Annotated in this window: 14 protein-coding genes; 9 read left to right on the top strand and 5 right to left on the bottom strand. The window is 60.7% G+C overall.

The window, feature by feature from the left end; genetic code table 11:
* Nucleotides 1–276 precede the first annotated feature (276 nt).
* On the top strand, nt 277–1,896 hold the full coding sequence (locus tag ACL02S_RS22235; RefSeq protein WP_412804423.1) for a hypothetical protein: 1,620 nt from the start codon (nt 277–279) through the stop codon (nt 1,894–1,896).
* Nucleotides 1,897–1,981: 85 nt separating this feature from the next.
* On the opposite strand, the gene ACL02S_RS22230 is transcribed toward ACL02S_RS22235, so the two are convergent.
* Entirely contained in the window at nt 1,982–3,616 is a 1,635-nt protein-coding gene (locus tag ACL02S_RS22230) for a serine/threonine-protein kinase (RefSeq protein ID WP_412804422.1), read from the bottom strand.
* Nucleotides 3,617–3,987: 371 nt separating this feature from the next.
* Here ACL02S_RS22230 and ACL02S_RS22225 point away from each other — a divergent pair, with 371 nt between their 5' ends.
* Both ACL02S_RS22225 and ACL02S_RS22220 read left to right on the top strand, forming a co-directional pair.
* Nucleotides 3,988–4,485 carry a hypothetical protein gene (locus ACL02S_RS22225; protein WP_412804421.1) on the top strand — a complete coding sequence of 166 codons (498 nt, stop codon included), beginning with the start codon at nt 3,988–3,990 and terminating at the stop codon, nt 4,483–4,485.
* A gap of 67 nt (nt 4,486–4,552) precedes the next feature.
* The gene (locus ACL02S_RS22220) at nt 4,553–4,762 is read left to right on the top strand and encodes a hypothetical protein (RefSeq protein WP_412804420.1); all 210 of its coding nucleotides are present in this window, start codon (nt 4,553–4,555) and stop codon (nt 4,760–4,762) included.
* A 54-nt stretch (nt 4,763–4,816) separates the two neighbouring features.
* Here ACL02S_RS22220 and ACL02S_RS22215 read toward each other — a convergent pair whose 3' ends face one another.
* Nucleotides 4,817–5,656, bottom strand: a complete 840-nt coding sequence (locus ACL02S_RS22215; RefSeq protein ID WP_412804419.1) for a hypothetical protein — start codon at nt 5,654–5,656, stop codon at nt 4,817–4,819.
* A gap of 930 nt (nt 5,657–6,586) precedes the next feature.
* On the opposite strand from ACL02S_RS22215, the gene ACL02S_RS22210 reads away from it, so the two are divergent.
* The 4 genes from ACL02S_RS22210 to ACL02S_RS22195 all read left to right on the top strand — a co-directional run bounded on the left by ACL02S_RS22210 (nt 6,587) and on the right by ACL02S_RS22195 (nt 9,605).
* A complete protein-coding gene (locus tag ACL02S_RS22210; protein ID WP_412804418.1) occupies nt 6,587–6,760 on the top strand; it encodes a hypothetical protein in 174 nt (57 codons plus the stop codon).
* A gap of 219 nt (nt 6,761–6,979) precedes the next feature.
* Nucleotides 6,980–8,161: an NAD(P)-dependent oxidoreductase gene (locus ACL02S_RS22205; RefSeq protein ID WP_412804417.1), complete on the top strand. Its 1,182-nt coding sequence runs from the start codon at nt 6,980–6,982 to the stop codon at nt 8,159–8,161.
* A complete protein-coding gene (locus ACL02S_RS22200; protein ID WP_412804416.1) occupies nt 8,158–8,937 on the top strand; it encodes a 1-acyl-sn-glycerol-3-phosphate acyltransferase in 780 nt (259 codons plus the stop codon). The genes ACL02S_RS22205 and ACL02S_RS22200 overlap by 4 nt, the downstream gene beginning before the upstream one ends.
* The gene (locus tag ACL02S_RS22195; RefSeq protein ID WP_412804415.1) at nt 8,934–9,605 is read left to right on the top strand and encodes an HD domain-containing protein; all 672 of its coding nucleotides are present in this window, start codon (nt 8,934–8,936) and stop codon (nt 9,603–9,605) included. The genes ACL02S_RS22200 and ACL02S_RS22195 overlap by 4 nt, the downstream gene beginning before the upstream one ends.
* 856 nt (nt 9,606–10,461) lie before the next feature.
* Here the strand turns inward: ACL02S_RS22195 and ACL02S_RS22190 are convergent.
* Nucleotides 10,462–11,289, bottom strand: coding sequence for a helix-turn-helix domain-containing protein (locus ACL02S_RS22190; RefSeq protein WP_412804414.1), 828 nt, complete (start codon nt 11,287–11,289; stop codon nt 10,462–10,464).
* Nucleotides 11,290–11,322: 33 nt separating this feature from the next.
* Nucleotides 11,323–12,786: a flavin-containing monooxygenase gene (locus ACL02S_RS22185; protein ID WP_412804413.1), complete on the bottom strand. Its 1,464-nt coding sequence runs from the start codon at nt 12,784–12,786 to the stop codon at nt 11,323–11,325.
* A 1,431-nt stretch (nt 12,787–14,217) separates the two neighbouring features.
* On the opposite strand from ACL02S_RS22185, the gene ACL02S_RS22180 reads away from it, so the two are divergent.
* Nucleotides 14,218–14,577 carry a hypothetical protein gene (locus ACL02S_RS22180; RefSeq protein ID WP_412804412.1) on the top strand — a complete coding sequence of 120 codons (360 nt, stop codon included), beginning with the start codon at nt 14,218–14,220 and terminating at the stop codon, nt 14,575–14,577.
* Here ACL02S_RS22180 and ACL02S_RS22175 read toward each other — a convergent pair.
* Complete coding sequence (locus tag ACL02S_RS22175; RefSeq protein WP_412804411.1) at nt 14,569–15,501, bottom strand: helix-turn-helix domain-containing protein; 933 nt, start codon at nt 15,499–15,501, stop codon at nt 14,569–14,571. The two genes, ACL02S_RS22180 and ACL02S_RS22175, sit on opposite strands and share 9 nt — an antisense overlap.
* 568 nt (nt 15,502–16,069) lie before the next feature.
* Between ACL02S_RS22175 and ACL02S_RS22170 the strand changes: the two genes are divergently transcribed.
* Entirely contained in the window at nt 16,070–16,282 is a 213-nt protein-coding gene (locus ACL02S_RS22170) for a transposase (RefSeq protein WP_412804410.1), read from the top strand.
* Nucleotides 16,283–16,322 lie beyond the last annotated feature (40 nt).

Genomic DNA, 16,322 nt, shown 5'->3' with positions numbered 1-16,322 from the left:
TGGGTGTGATTAAGGACAAGCCCGCCCAACTCAGCGAACTGGACTTGCTCGAAGCTGGCACATTACACAGACCACCGCATAGGTCTTGCGGTCCTCACCGAAAAGTTCCACTATACGGCTGGGATTCTACCCACACCGGAGGTGTGAATAGACAGTGGTGCACGCTATGACCTGCATTAACGTCGATCAAGTCAACGTTTGTCCATCTCACCCCCATCGTCTGGTAGTGCAGTAGAGGGGGCGGCCGGTTTCCCGTTTCGTCCACCAGGAGAGGTCATGTCCGAGGTGCCCATGCTGTTGGCTGATAATCCAGGCCGGCAACAGATTGTCGATGCCGTACACGAGCTGGAGTTGCTGTACAGCGCGTACCGAATTCTGCACCCGCTGACCAACTCGACTGGCAGGTCGATGGACCCTGACTTGTTAGGTGAGACCCTCATACTGCGCGATACGATCCGCGACAGCGGTCACTTCACTGCCGGGGAAGTCGGACGGGGGGTGCGCTGGCTCGAGGACCTGATCGATGGTGGTCACGAGTACGGTTTGTGGCCACGGATCCGCCGGGAAGACCTCGATCAGCAATGGAGTGACCGCATCCGTATCGGAGATATCCCCGTGAACTGGCGCTCGCCGTATTATTTTCCCGACGCCGAACTGCTGCCGAACATCGGATTCGCGACCTCACCGACCAATGAGAGCCCGGTGACAGAGAACCAGTTCGACCGAATGTTCTCTCGCCTGGCTGCGCACGTGGCTACAGGGCCATCCACTCCTGAGAAGGAGGCTGCATGGCGCAAAGCCGGCATGGTTGCGGCCGAGGAAATCAATGGGCTACTGCGGGAGGGTCTTGCAGGGCTGAACGCTGGACAAACGTATCGAGCGTCGCTAGCTTTGTCCGCGCTGTATCAGCAGGAACGATTGATCGACACGAGCGGTACGCTGATATCACCGAAAGAAGTGATCAACAGCGACACCGTGTGCAGCGACTGGCTCACCGCTCGTCATGCGCGACTCATCTCAGGAGACACGACAGCCACCGGGAACTCAATTTCGATGAACCGGAGCGAGTTCCGATCTATCGTGCAGCTGATAGATCAACAGATCACCGAACAGCCGCTATCGAACGGAGCGTTGACTGAGCGCGTCGAGTTCTGGGATTCGATGACCAGCACTGTCTCGCACTTGCAACATGCCGCTCTTATCCCTGGGTTGCTGCGCGACGACGCAGAACGTGAACGTGCCAGCATCTGGCTACAAGGACTGGCCGATGGTGGCGGTCTGCCCACCGCAGCTTGGAGCCTGATCGCCGACGCCACCGAATCCGGGTACGTCGAGCCCGATCTGGCCACCAAGAAGCTGTCCCAGCTCAACAACAAACCCCACGCCTACCTGATCGACGTGTTACGTGATCTGAGCTACCACGCGACCCGACACCGTGCGACAAACCCTGACCAGCCACTGCCGTCCGCGTTGACGATAGAGACTAAGCAAATACTGGCCACAGCCCGAAACCGCCTCGACTACGACACCACCCACACTGCCGAGTTACAGAACATCACGGTTGTCGTCGAATCGATGCTCAGCGGCGGCGACCCACGATATATGGCCGAACGTGTCCAACATGAGCCGCTGATGCGGGCATGGCGCGAAACCACGCCCGGCGACAGTGACTGGGTTTCGCGACTCACACAACCCGGGATGCTTCTCGCCGCACCGCACCCGACGACGATACCCACCAGCCCTGAACCAGTAAGCGATTTGGAGGTCGCCGGCTACTGCAGGCCTACCCGTACCGAGCCTGCTCCCGCGGTCGGTGGAAAACCACGCCCGCTGGAACTTCCACCTGCTCAGCCGCACCAAAACACTTCAGCCGCCGACACCGGGACAGGCATCTGATCCGGTAACCACACCTGTCACCCATCAAGAGTGAGACACGGTTGCTATGCGGCCGAGACAAATAGCTCTGACAAGCATTGCCAGCTTACAACGGCAGGCCAGCGAACCACCGTATCGAGGACTGTTCCGCAGGAGAGGCCGAACCTCCGATGCGCGCTAAGCGATACCCATAGAACAGGTATCTGGCTCGTTCGGGCTGGCCCTGGAAGCCGGTGAGCACAGCCACATGGTTCCATGTATCGTCCGCCGGCGCTATCCACCGGTGGGTTGTATAGGTACGCCCAGCAGCGAACTCGGTGGCGATTCTGTTCGGGGGCAGCCCGCTCTCGGCCGCTGCCGCTGCTGCAGGCGAGTCATAGGCGAAGATGACATAGCCGTTGAGCGGTTCGCGTGTGCCGTTGATCACGCAGTCCGCGGCAGCGATCCAATCGTTATTCGACCACGATCGGAGGGCATTGCCGACGCGCAGATCACCACCCGGCTTCCGCCAGGAACAGTCGTTGTTGCGGACCCGGCCATGATCGGTGCCATCGGGGGTGGGCACCAAACTCGTGAAAGCCTGGTGCATCGCAACCTGCTCCTGGTCCAACGGCGCCGATAGTGTCGCCGAATTCTCAGTGGAGGAATCGATGCTGCGCGTCGTAATGTTGCCCGCTGCAACAATACCGACCACCACCACTGCCGAGCAGATCAAAGCCCAACTCGTATGCCCACCCCGTCGGTGTGAACCAGACCTTGTGCCGGAGCGGCGGACCGGCGACACCACCCCCGGCGGGCGGTCAACAATCGCTGGTCGAGCTCTACGGCTGCTGCTCGGATCCAGGTTGCCCCGCACATCGGTCCGCACGCGGCGCACCGTTGGTGCCGTGCGTCGGGCGAGTGCCGCTGATTCAGTGGCTGCGCCGGCCAGCGCCGCGGCGAAATCTCGGCAGGATCCGAACCGGTCACCGGGGTGTTTTGCCAGCGCCCGGGCCAGAACATTGTCAATAGAGGCAGGTAGCTCGCTGCATAACGTGCTCACCGGCGGCGGAGCGAACTGCAGATGTCCAGCGATCACTGCGGCGGAATGATCGGAGTCGAACGGTCCTTTTCCCGTCAATAGCCAGTACAGAGTGCACGCCAGCGAATACTGATCAGACGCTGGACTGACCGCACCGCCGGTAAGTTGCTCGGGCGATGCGAAACCGATGGTGGCGGTGAAAGTCCCGGTGGCCGTCAGTTTCGAGGTGTCCTGTCGCAGCCGCGCGATACCGAAATCGGTGAGCATCACCTGCTCATCGCGACCAGGTGTCGCGGGCCGCAGCATGATATTGGCCGGCTTCACATCGCGATGCAGGATGCCTTCCGCGTGCGCGTAGTCCAGTGCCGCAGCGATGCATCCGATGATGCGCACGGCATGTGAGAGGGGTATCTTCGCCGGATCGAGAACCGAGAGGTCGGCTCCGTCGATGTAGGGCATGCTGATCCACGGTTGACCACCCTCGGTGCCGCGGTCATAGACAGCCACGATGTTTGGGTGATCAAGCTTCGCAACCAGATCTGCTTCTCGTTCGAAGCGTGCGCGAACCTCGGCATCGGTGAACATATCCGGATTCAGCAGCTTCAATGCGATCCGCCGTGGCAGTCGAGGATGCCGCGCCAGATACACCGACCCCATCCCGCCCCGGCCGAGCTGTCGTTCGATCCGGTAGCCAGCGAATTCGTCACCTGGTGCCAGCAATGTCCGCCCCTCTACTACATGCCCTATGTCAAATGCCGAGCCTACCGAGCACGTCGCGCAGTAACAGGGGCTTCTGCACGCCTGGCGTTTCCCTGGACTTTCGGGTCGAATCTTTGATGACTAGCGCTGTCGTCGAGAAGGATGCCTCCGGTCTGGACTCGACCGGCGGTGCGGCGAGCAGCTCCGCCACGGACACAGGTCGACCCCCTCTCAGCACCGGTGATCACCCTCATGTCTACCTCGCTGACCGGCAACGCAGCCAGCTCACCACGCTGACAGACATCGATCAGCGATCGCTGCGAGCGATCCAGCACAGAATCCGGTTGCACGGTAATAGCGGACGCTGCGACATCGGCGCTACTGTCGCATTCATGAGCACGAGACAGTCCCTCACTCTCGAGGAGAGGCGCGCGTACATGGATGCGTGCTCGCAGCTGCTCCGTGCCGTCCAGCGCATCGACAACGACGCTGAGTTACAGCGGAAGATGACCTATCTCCGGATACGGAGTCTGGAGGCATCGAGGCTGCCCACCAGCGTCGACGCGGTGCGCGTGCTACAACATCGGATCGAGTCCGAGCGGCTACTGCGTGTGCTCGAGACCGTTTTCGAGCGCCGGATGCTGGCCTCGCGCTGGTGGCTGCACGATGCCATCGACCCGGCCTCCCCGTCGGTGGTTCGTGGACTTCCGGAGGCGCTTCCCGAGCGCCGGAAACAGATCGACGAACAAGCCGAGGCCGGTGAGCAGACCCGTGCGGGCCTGCGCTACCAGCAGCGCTGCACTGCGGACTCTCCAGGCCGACTCGTCACCGCGCGCCGCCGAGTTCCCCGTGGCCCGAACCCCCGCCTGTTGACCGAAAACAGTCAATAGGCGGGATAACGTGTGCGCACAATCGCGCACGCAGTCTCGCCTCTACTCAAAGAGCGAGATGAACATATTGAACACTTCTCTGTACACACTGCTCGGTACGGCCGGGCCAGGGCTGTCAGTCCTCGTGGTCACCGCGATGCTCCTCGTCGGGACCCTCGCCGTCTTGATTGGGTTGGCTACGGTCGTCGCAATTTTCGGCGATCCGGAGCGGGGCGAACGCGCCCGCAAGGTGCTATGCCACCTGCTCGAGATCGTCGGCCGCAGCGGTCGGCAGTGAACGCCCGGCGCCTCGGCGAGACTGCTCACCCGATCAGTGATCAGACACACTTCGCTATGCGAGGCCGTACTCACGAGCCGCCCGGATGGTCGGCACGACCACTTCGTCGAGATACGAGGTGGAGTCCCTGGTACCCCAATTCTGGGTTCCGTTGGGCACAGACGGGTGGGTGAACTTCGCCCACAGGATCAGAGAGCCACCGACCTCGACGAGGTCCAGATTATCTGTGATGGGAACCCGATCGGCCAGTAGCTTTTCGAGGATCCGGACAGACTGGGATGACTGGACAATGCAGAGCTGAGGCTGAAGTATCCGCATCGTCGCTTCGAGATGGTGGAAACAGTTCCTCGCCATCGCCTCGGTCCCGTAGGAAGTCGTTCGGTCTGGTTGCTTGACCGTGCACATCCGCACATTCGCGAGCACGTAAGCCTGCATGAGGTGAACCTGCTCCGGTACATTCACCAGACTCAACATCTCCCCCTCGCGGTCGCGGCCGGGGCTACCGCCATAGGCGACCCGCAACGCACTGGTCGTCCCCCGCATATGCCCTCTCCTGGACATGAATCTCTGCTGCATGACTTCGTCCTGCTGTGCGCTTCTGCGTGAAAGGCTTACGTGCGCATCGGCACGCCCTGTATCCATGCCGAGGCACATGACGCGCCACGGCCTGTCGTCCTCGAAAAGGTCGTAGTGCGGTCCGACGTGGAGCAACTGAGCTTCGTAGAACTCCAACGCCGAGCGATCTACCCTTCTGGGTTGATCAGTAATCGCTGATAGCCGGCACGCGTCTGCGTACCCGCACGTGAACACCTGCCCATCCAAGACATTCGTGGTCATGTACACCCCGAGCGCCGAGAACCGCCGCGAAGTGGCCTCTGGATCAGAGATCAGCATCCAAGCATTGTCCCGCCAGAGCACCGACATCAGGAGCTGCGCGGCGCCGCAAACAAACTCGGCACCGTCACACCGTCTACGGAGCCAGCACCGTCCGGGGATCGCGGCTGCTGTCGGCACCGGGGTCGCGGTGGTGTTGGGTACCGGTCGCACGGCCCTGGCGACCATCCCGTTTCTCGGCGAACTCGGCATCAGGTCGGGTCGGGCGATCTGACATGTAGGAACTCAAAGCGTTGCGAGCCACCGTCGATCAGGTCAAAGCACCGGTTCCGATCGTCCACCGCCTCAGTTCCCGCAAGCAGCGGTGTCGGCTCGGCGAACACTTCCTTCCAACCCGCTGAAACTCCCAGCCCACCAGCGCACACACCTGCGCGGTCACCTCGAACGCTTCGACGTCACTGTCCTCGATCCGGTCGTCTACGCGCACATCGATCACCAGTCCGGTCCCGTCCGCTCGCCGGGCGAAGTAGTCCGGAGTGTGTCGCCGACGGCCGTTCTCACCCTCTCAATGCAGGCAGAATGGTTGGGAAGCGACACCGACAACGGACCGATCGAAATCGAGCGCTCGGAGGTGATCTCGAACCGCACGCCCATGCACGCCGGCAGCCTCTGGCCGCGGCGACCAGGGCAACGGCGTCGGTGGCCCCCGCTAGCCTCGCTGTATCCACCACGCCGCCACCGATTTCTCAGGGGGAGCACCCGTGACCGACCACCCGAACCCGCCCGCGCCCGCCGCACCCCTGTTCCGCATGGCCGACCGTCACAGGGACGCCCCCGCGTCACCCTCCGCCGACACCCGCCCCGTCCCGCGGCCGCTCTTCCAGGCCGCCTCCCGCCGCCCCGGCACCGAGACCGACGACTGACCGACCCGATGTCCTGTCTCGTTCGACCCGGTCCGGCCACGCCCTCTCGCCCCTCCTCCTGCCCGCGGTGCGTCGCTGGCTCCACGAAGTCGGCGACGACGTGATGGAGCCGGTGGATGCGGTAGGGGAGGAGTACACGCCGCTGGTCGAGCGGTTCTGCGCCCAAGCCGGTATCCCGACCGAGGCGGGTGAGCGGGTGGGCGTAGCGGGCTCGGCCTGTTCACTGTCGCTTATTGCCTAGTGGCACAACAGTATCCACTCAGCGCCACCATCGCCGTGAAAAGGTGGGCTCATCTCGGAGGTTGGACGGGCACCGTTGTTTCGACTACCTTGATCAAGATCGATTCGGCGGTCGGGGAAGCCCTCTTCGAGTATCCGCGGTGCGCCGCACCGCGGGGACGCTTCTGCGCCAGGGGTACCCCGATCGCCCGTGCACTGCAGGGGAAGTAGGGGTTTTTCAATGTTCTTGTCGTCAACAGTTGCTGGGCTACCGCTGCTGTCGCGGTATCGGGAGGAGCTCGGCGCGGTCCGACACCGGATGCCGTTGATACTGGTCACGCACGTTCTGCCGACCGCGGTCCCGTTCATTCGGGCGCTCGCACGCGACTTCGACCTCAAAGCTGTTGTGGCTATCCCATATTCGTATGTCGAGTCGGCGCGTGCGGAGGTCGCCGATGTGCCGGTGGTCGTGCCGGAGGATGCCGCCGGGGTCGAGAGGGCGTTACTGGATCTGGTGTTGCTCCAGGACCGTATGGGCCTGCCGTTCGTCGTGCAGGAGATCGGCGGTTACCTCGCCCCGGCACTCGTGGCGGGGCACCGGTTCGAGAACCTGATCGGGGTTGTCGAAGACACCCGCCAGGGTCACTGGCGCTATCGGGATATCGCGGAGTCACTGCCCGTCCCGGTCCTGTCGGTGGCCGAAAGCCCGCTCAAGGCCCTGGAACATCATCAGATCGGTCGTGCGATCGTCTACTCGCTCGAACGGCAATTGCGGCAGCACTTCTACCGGTCGCTGAGTGGCGAGTCGGTCGCGGTCATCGGATTCGGCGATATCGGGTCGGCGGCCGCGCGGGCGCTGCGGGGTCGCGACGCACATGTCGTCGTGCATGACGTGGATCCGCTGCGTCAGGCCTCGGCATGGCTGCAGGGATTCCGGGTGGCCGGCATGGAAGAGGCGGTACGGACCTCGAACCTGATTCTGGGATGCAGCGGCTATCGGTCCCTGAACGCCGATATCCTCTCCTGCGCACCGGACGGAGCGGTATTCGCCAGCGGAAGCTCCAAACAGGTCGAGATCGATGTGTCCTTCTTCTTCGGGCCCGACGGGGAACTGAGCTCACGCGACGAACTGAGCATCTGCCACTGCGAGGGCCGCCGCTACTTCTTGCTCAACGCCGGTAAGCCCATCAACTTTCTCGATGGCAGCGCCATCGGCTCGACCCTCGACCTCGTCTATACCGAGCTGTACGCGTGCACGGTCGCTCTCGCCACACGACGGATCACCACACCCGGATTGCTCGGCCTATCCGGAGACGAACGGCGCGCGCTGGCGGTCATGTGGCTCGACGAGTACGCACACGCACACCGCCCCGGCTTGGTCGAATCCAGCGACGCCGGAGCCAGGAACGTGATCAGCGCGTGAAGACCACCACTCAATTCCCTCTCGACGAGCGACGCTACGACCAATTCATCGCCGTCGCCGAGCTGTATTCGCGCTGGCTCCGGTTCCGCGTATCGGGCCTGGAACACGTGCCGGCCGAGGGACCGGCGCTGCTCATCGGTAACCACACGGGGCTGCGGTTACACGACGGTCTAGCGACGGCTGTCGCGTTGCGAAACCGGCACCCCGCCCGCCGGATCGTGCGCACACTCGCACACACCGGAATCGCCGCGCTGCCCCGTGTCGCGAACACGCAGACGAACTACATGGGCGCGGTGATCGGCACGCGCCCGAACACCCTCGCCCTTCTCGACGAAGGCTGGCTGGTGATGACCTATCCCGAGGGAGCGAAGTCCACCGCGAAACCGTTCGGCGAGCGGGACCGTGTCATGCCGATCGAGGCATGGGGACGCGGCTGGGCCGACCTCGCCGCCCAAACCGGCGTGCCAGTCATCCCGATCGGGGTGTCGGGCGTGGAGGCCGCCATTCCGACATTGTGGCGCTCGACGTTCCTGGGCCGCAGGTTCGGGATGAAAGACGACCTGTATCCGGTCTCACCCCAAGCAGCGCTCATCGGTTTCCAGCCGTTCCTGACTCCGCTGCTGCCCTTTCCCGTCCGATGCGGACTGTCGTTCGGGCCACCTATCCTACCCAGTGACCACGGCAACGACACCGAAAAAATCTGCGCGGCAACCCATCACGCCGTTGCGCAAGCCATCGACCGTGCACGCCACCGTAGCCGAGGAGTATATTCGTGAATTCCTTTACCGAACAACAGCTTTCGACACTAAGGGATACCGTCGCTCGGCATTTCGCCGACGCCGACCGCGCCCACGACATCGACCACCTGCACCGGGTGGAACGCATGGCCGCCCGCCTGGCGCGCGTCGAAGGACTCGACGAGACGCTGGCGCGCGCCGCGGCACTCGTGCACGACTACCACCGGCTCGACGGCGCGCATGGACTCGAAACCAGCGGCGCCGGCGGGGCGCACCATGTGCGTGAGGTCCTCGCCGGCTGCGGCGCCGCCGCCGAGGCGATCGAGCGCGTCGAGGAATGCGTCAACTACACCGACCAGTACGCCATGTCCGGCGACACCCTCGCCGCGCCGTCACGGGAAGCCGAAGTCGTCCGCGACGCCGACAACCTCGACGCGATGGGCGCGATCGGCATCGCGCGGGCTTTCGCATTCGGAGCGACCATCGACGAACCGATGTGGAACCCCGCCGCCGCAATCCGGGACCACTACGACCGCGGCCGCGCCCCGTCGGTGATCCACCATTTCCACGAAAAACTGCTCAACCTCCGTCACGAGTTGACCACACCGACCGCCAAAGCCATCGGCGAAGCCCGCCACGAACAGCTACAACAATTCGTGACGACCTTCTGTGCCGAGTGGGATGCCGCCGACAACATCCCGGTCTGATCGCACAACGCCACGAAAGCGACACCGTCATCGGAAGAGCCCGTTGTCTGCGCGACTGATCCAAATCTTGTCCGGCGCGGCTGTTCATAGGTGAACACCTATGAACAGCCGCGCCGGCCGATAGCCGTGCAGGGTATTCCCCGTGACCAGTCCCCGATAACGCGACCACCTGAGCGGGGGCCAGATCAGTCAGCTGGTCGCATTCACGGGGAGCGGGTCACCCGTTTCACGTACACAGCGACACACTATGTGCGGTCTTGATTGATCCCCGCCTACAAGGAATCGCTCGGTTGCGTGCCGTTGTGGCTGGCTGGTGGCCATCGACATCGCTTCGTGCACCGAGATAATGCGGATCGCAGCGAAGAGCTGCTCAAGGATCTACCAGCCGACAAGGGCGGTCACCGGCCGCTGCGCGATCCGGGTGCCCCCGTCGTCGACGACGGGGGCACCCACGGTGACAAAGTGCTCATCCGGCTGGGCACGCCACCGCTACCGGTCCCCGAACCACTCGCCGGGATGCTGCTGGAACTTGTCGCTACCCGACAGAACATGACTACGGTCAACCCGGCTCGATACCTTGGCTCAGCCACCTCCGTGACGACCTCGGCTTGCCACCTCAAGCCACGAAATCAGCGACCCTCCGCCAGTTCGTTCTCCAAGCCCCAGCACCCGTCGTCGCCGAGGCACTCGGCTTCTCCACCAAGCACATGACCCGGATCTAGGGTGAGGTAAGATGATCCGCGGGAATACAGACCAGTCCAATACGGGTCCCAAGTCGTCACTACCTCCGGTCATGCGCGGTGCGCAGAACCTCATGGCTACGTCCTTGGAACACTTCTGCTGTCGACGGGTCAGGTCAGGATGATGAGGCGCCCGACAGGTACCGGTCAGAGCTGTCACAGTGGGGAGGTATGTCATCGTTGGGTGTGGATTCGGGTGGCGTGAGCATCAGACACCGTTCGTCTCGTGATAGGTGGAAGAGCATCTCACGTATCTTGCCGGAACCGGGGTCGGATATTCGCAGGATCTCCCGCGTCACAACAGTTTCGGCAGCACGAGTGTTCCACATCTCGTCGAAGGAAGGGTGGCGGCGTAGACGAGTCTTGATCGCTTCGATATCGGAGATGGGAACGAACCCGGTCAATGCTTCACGGCAAGCCCGCACCCATAGATGGGTTTCGTTTTCCCACTCGGGCAGAACAGCTTTAGCCCATGGACTGAACAAGTGCCATTCGACAAGACTTTCACCTACCTGCAGACCGGGATAGGCGCTACTGAACGCTGTGTTCGCGGCGACGACCACCTTCAGGCCGGGTGTGAGGTAGCAGGCCGGATGAGAGATGTTGTCGAGCAGGTTGAGCTCACGTCGTGTCAAGGTTGGCGGTGCTGTACTCAGCTTCTGTAGGTGTGGATCGATCAGCCGTATCAATCGCTCCTGGCTGAGGGCGTTGAGCCCTAGCGCCGGTGCGATTTTGGCGATGGTATCGGAGTTCACAGCGCGCTGGCATACCTCGATCTTCGAGATCAGTGATGTGGAGAGCTCAGATTTACGTGCTAGCGCTCCTTGGGTCAGCCCGATCTCACGACGGTAATCGCGCAGGATGTGCCCGACAGGTGTGTGGTCTGTGTCTGCAGATGCGGTTGGATTCTCAGGTGGTATCTGGTGTGTCTGAGCTTTGAGCATGTTGTCCCTCACCTTTGGCTTCGATGCCCAGATTTAGGAAGCATCGGGCCGGACAATGTCTACGTCTACTTCAGTAACCGGTACGAACACCGTGTCGGGAGAATGCCGGGTCATGCGATCGAAGTCGCGGTTCGTCGCCGGCCATGGGTTGGTGACTTTTCCGGAGTCGGTCTTGTACCAGCTGCTGACACCGCTCGGCCAAACTGTGCGTTCCATAGCGACATCCATCCACTGTTGGTAGGAGCGCATCGCTACAGAGCTGACTTCGATTGCAGTGCCCAACTGCATGCGCTGGCGGATGCCGCGAACGATAACGCGGTTTTGGAACTCTTTGATCGTCGGGTTCGAGCCTGAAGCGCTGAACGAGTTGGGTCCGGCGAGAATCCACATGGAGGGGAATCTGGGCACGGCCAGGCCATAGTATGCGCTGGCGCCGTCCGCCCATTGCTGACTCAACAGCACACCATCGCGTCCACGGATCTGGATCGGGGCAAGGAACTCGCTGGCACGGAATCCGGTCGCGAAAACGATCACATCGGCAGGGTGAACGGTGCGGTCATCGGTGCGGATACCCGTCGTGGTGATCTCTGTGATGGGATCGGTGATCAACCTGACGTTGGAACGAGTAAGGGCGCGATAGAAATCGTTGTCTATCAAGATGCGCTTCTCACCGATCCGATATCCGGGAGTGAGCTGAGCCCGCAAGGCGGGGTCGCGGACGCTGCGGCGCAAGTGTGCGTTAGCGACCCACTGAGTCGGGCGCGCAGTCCATCCTCCCGTCATGACGGGAGACAGGATGAAATCGGCACCGTAGTAGATCGCCTTGCGATAGACCCTGTGCAGCGCCGGGAGGCGCCGCAATGCCCACCGGGTGGTGGGGCCGAACTCGGCCGCGGGTTTGGGCAGGATCCATGCCGGAGTACGCTGGAAAACATCGACTTTCGCTGCGTCACGGGCTAGATGTGGGACCATCTGCACGGCACTGGATCCTGTTCCGATCACCGCGACATTCCGACCCGCTGTCGTGGTGGTGTGGTCCCATTGTGCAGAGTGAAAGGCTCTACCTCGGAATACTTCTCGGCCACGGATGGCGGGGATATAGGGGCGGTGCAGCTGGCCTACTGCCCAAACGAGTGAATCGGCAGTGTAGTGCTCACCCGAACTGGTACTCAGTCTCCACCGTCCGTCGTCGCCGTAGGTTGCTGCGATGACGCAGGAGTTCAGCCGCAGATGTTTGTGCAACCCATAGCTGTCAGCAGTGGCACGGAGGTAATTCTGGATGCCTTGCTGATCAGGGTATCGGATTTCCGAGTCACTATAGGGGGCGAAGCTGAACGAGTACAGATGAGAAGGAATGTCGCAAGTACATCCGGGATAGGTGTTGTCGCGCCAGACGCCACCCAGATCATCGGCCTCCTCGAGAATGAGGAACCGGGTGATACCTTCCCGCACGAGCTCGGCACCAATGCCGAGGCCACCGAATCCGGCGCCGACCACTACCACATCCAGATCCCATGCCTGGTTCATCGCATGGTCACGGAGTCGATAAGGGAAGTGGTGACAAGACCGTGTCCCGAGATTACGCGCTGTGATAGCGGCTGCCGCCATGTCATGGACTTCCCCTCGTCGAGCAAATACGTGCCACTGAGCCTATCCCATGCGTGTGGGATGAGATCGAGGTATCGACCAGGGTATCTCTATGCCTTCATTTCTCGTCGAATTACTCATAGTCGGTAGATGTCCCTTACACATTGAGTGTTAATTTCTAAAAATTACACACTTGAAGTGCTACTGGATGAATAGATCGGCGAGATAATGGCACAGACTGCGTTGCCGCATGGTGAAGTTGACGGGTCGAGACAAGAATGTGAGAACTCCTCATTTTTGGCACATCAGGTGCGAGTCGGAGGCAGTTCTGGTACTTCGTGTGCTAGTGAGTCTTGCATTTTTTGACAAATCGCTCATTCAGGATGAAGCTGTTCGCTGGTTTCGGTACTCACAGGGCGCAAGGCTAACCACCACAAATCAGCCCCGCCGACCCTGTGAGTACCGGGCTGGACCCTATTGAGAAAGTGATTCAGTCATCCTATGAGTGGTCTTCAGGCGTCGGTGGTAATGCCACAGCGTATCGATAGCGCTGGATGGACTCTCTGGGCGCGATACTCAGCGCTGATCGACTTATTCTCTCTACGAGAACAGGCTACCGATCTTTTGGCGTGTATTCCGACCGCTTCAACCAGTGTGCAGCTGAAGCCTAACTGCAGGGGCCTCTTACTGTACGGACCGCATTACGTCACCAACTTGCGATGACCAACCAATATCTCATCAGTTCGACCAACGGGTGACACCAATAGGAGTGCCGATGCCGCCATATCACCCTCTCTTGATCATTGCCCTCATCGTTATGGTGAATGTGGTCATATGCCTCATTGCTCCCGAGCCTGGGGAGAACCCCGCCTGGGCGCGACCATGCTCAGGGCGTGCAGTTTTGTTGCGGGTAGGACTGCTGTTGGTAGCGCCTATATCGGTGCCAGTACGTTTATTCTCACTCGCACGGAGAGCCCGCGCACGTGATGTCCAAATGACCCGCGTCAGCTCTGACGTGTTGCTGCCTGATTCGACATGGTCGCGCCCTTCTTCGCCAGCGGTTTCCGAAATCCGGAGCCAGTCATCTTCAAGCTCCGAACTAACTGTCAAGTAGTGATAGCCAAGAATTCTGCACGAGCACGGATGGGTGCTGAAGTGATGCTAACCGTCCTCGATCCCATGCTCCGTGGAATCGGTGGTCTAGCGTTGGATGCTGAATACACGGATCGGCTCGTTCATCGACCAACCCCCGGCCTGTAAAGACTCGCAATGTCTTGGTTGAGGGGGGCTTGCTGCTTCGGGCAGACAGCCCTCCTGAAGCCCTTGACTTAATGAGAGTAGATGAGTCAGCTGGTGTACAGAGTTGGGAAGAAAGTGCTGGTACACACAGAGATCCGCGGCATCCATGAGTTCGTCGTCTACTGCCTGCGCGGCAGGTGTGAGTATTCGCTTGGGTTAACTATCACCGATGCGATGGTCAAGGCGGTAAAGCAGGTCCATATGTCGGAACATATCTGGGGAATCCCGCCTACAACGCCGCCGGAGAAGGCAGCGACGAAACGAGGGGTACCGAATCACCGGAGCGGTCGTTGGCAGCCCGGAATGCGGCTGATCGTGCATAAGAAGACTGCATCCGGCGCGCGTAGCTTCGGTTGCCGAAGGCATCGATTAAAACCTGCTCAAGTCAGCGCATCAGTGTGAGGAAACCATCTTCTCAGGTATGTGCGGAGAGCCCGAATCTGCTGATATGGTTGCGAGGATCTCATAATCGTCCTGTAGGTAGTACGGGACCCATGAGCGCAAAATATAGTGGTCGGCCTCTGCATTCAACGCTAGCTTACGTCGAACACTAATTCTGTTGTTTCCGAATGATGGTGGTGGGTCGGTGTGCCACATATGGTCGAATTCGGGCACTTGGCTGCAGGTCTCCACGATCTGCGTAAGTCGTTCGGAGATCACGCCATGTGACCACAGCTTCAGCACGTACACCATACGGTGAGCAATATCCTGCCAATCGACGAAGATCACACGTGACCTCCAGTCGGTCAGCAGAATTTCTATTACGTTCGTCGGTCTCGGAGAGTTGTAGGGAGAAGGCGCAAAAAACGGGTAGGTATCAAGGCAAGCCTGGTTGGAGTACAGTATGTCGTACTGTGGTGTCCTGTAGAGGGCTGGGAATAAAAACTCATCGATAATTCCGATGTCCTCAGGGGTGATTTTCGGTGGCCGCACATCAGGATTATCAGGAAGGGTGAGTGACATCATCTTTCGGACAAGCCACTTCTCGGCACCCAGGACGTTACAGAGCTTCGTGAGGTTCTCTTTCAGCGGTCGACGGGTACCTTCCTCCCACTTCGAATATGCCGACACAGAAACTCCTGCCAGTTCGGCGGCCTGCACTTGTGTCAATCCTCTAGATTTTCGTAGATTTTGAATCAGTGGGCCAACCCCTTCTGTGGGTGGCTCAGTGGCTGTTTTATTGGTCTTTCCCCCGCTCACAGCTTCCCCTTTCTGTGCATCTTTCGTGGCATCCGGGATATGTCCGTAGCCCTGGGGCTTCGAGTCGACTACAGGGCTACGGACAGATCCGTTGTGATAGTTGCGGCAGCGCAGGGTCCCTGACATAGCCGACGTGTTCAACACGAACTATTGCAGCGTTGCGAAGTAGTGCGATTCTATTCACATAGGCGATCTTATTGGCTATCAGTGCTTGCGGAGAACGACAACTCCAGATCCTGAGAGCTGCACCGAGTTATCCACAACATCCGGACACACGGTTTCATTGGTCTTCTTCCGGTCTGCTTGGGACCAAAGCTCGTCCCCCTTCTCATTGAAGTTGTAGATCGTTTACCGCACATAGCCTTCCGGCATCCGTATCGGCTTGCGATCAATCCCACCGATGCAATTGCACCGACATCACTACCGAGATTGGCTGCCGAGTTCACGTCAGTCGCTTGCCGGTCTCGCGATCCGGTTGTACGTGGCGCTGCCTCCCGCCCTCTCAGCGGTAGAGAATAGGGATTATCAGAGCATGTCAAGATCGTTGTAGTCCAGGCATTGAACTAACGCTGGCCAGCGGTACCGCTGGCCAGCGTTAGTTCACTTGAATTCGTGGTGCCGGTCGGTTGCTGCTCAGAAAGCCGCTTGATGGAGGTTATACGCTTGAATCACCTTCAAGGGTGTCGATACAGGCATGTCTCCAGTCGCCCGCGCCAAGACCGGATCGAAACACCACATCCTGAACTGCGACAACGGCTTCCCGCTCGTGGTGACACTGTCCGCAGCCAACGCCAACGATCACGTGGTGCTGCCCGATCTGCTCGACCGCGTTCAGTTGTTGCGCGGATGCCCCGGAAGGCCACGCCAGTGCATCCGGAACCTGATTGCAGACAGGGACTACGGCTAGGTGTATGAGGCCGCGACGTTGGTGACGCCGGAGGGGAGGT

The organism is Nocardia spongicola, from assembly GCF_047200775.1.
In the GTDB taxonomy this organism is placed as follows: domain Bacteria; phylum Actinomycetota; class Actinomycetes; order Mycobacteriales; family Mycobacteriaceae; genus Nocardia.
The sequence above is the reverse complement of the archived record's forward strand: the minus strand, read 5'-3'. Positions and strand labels throughout refer to the sequence as shown.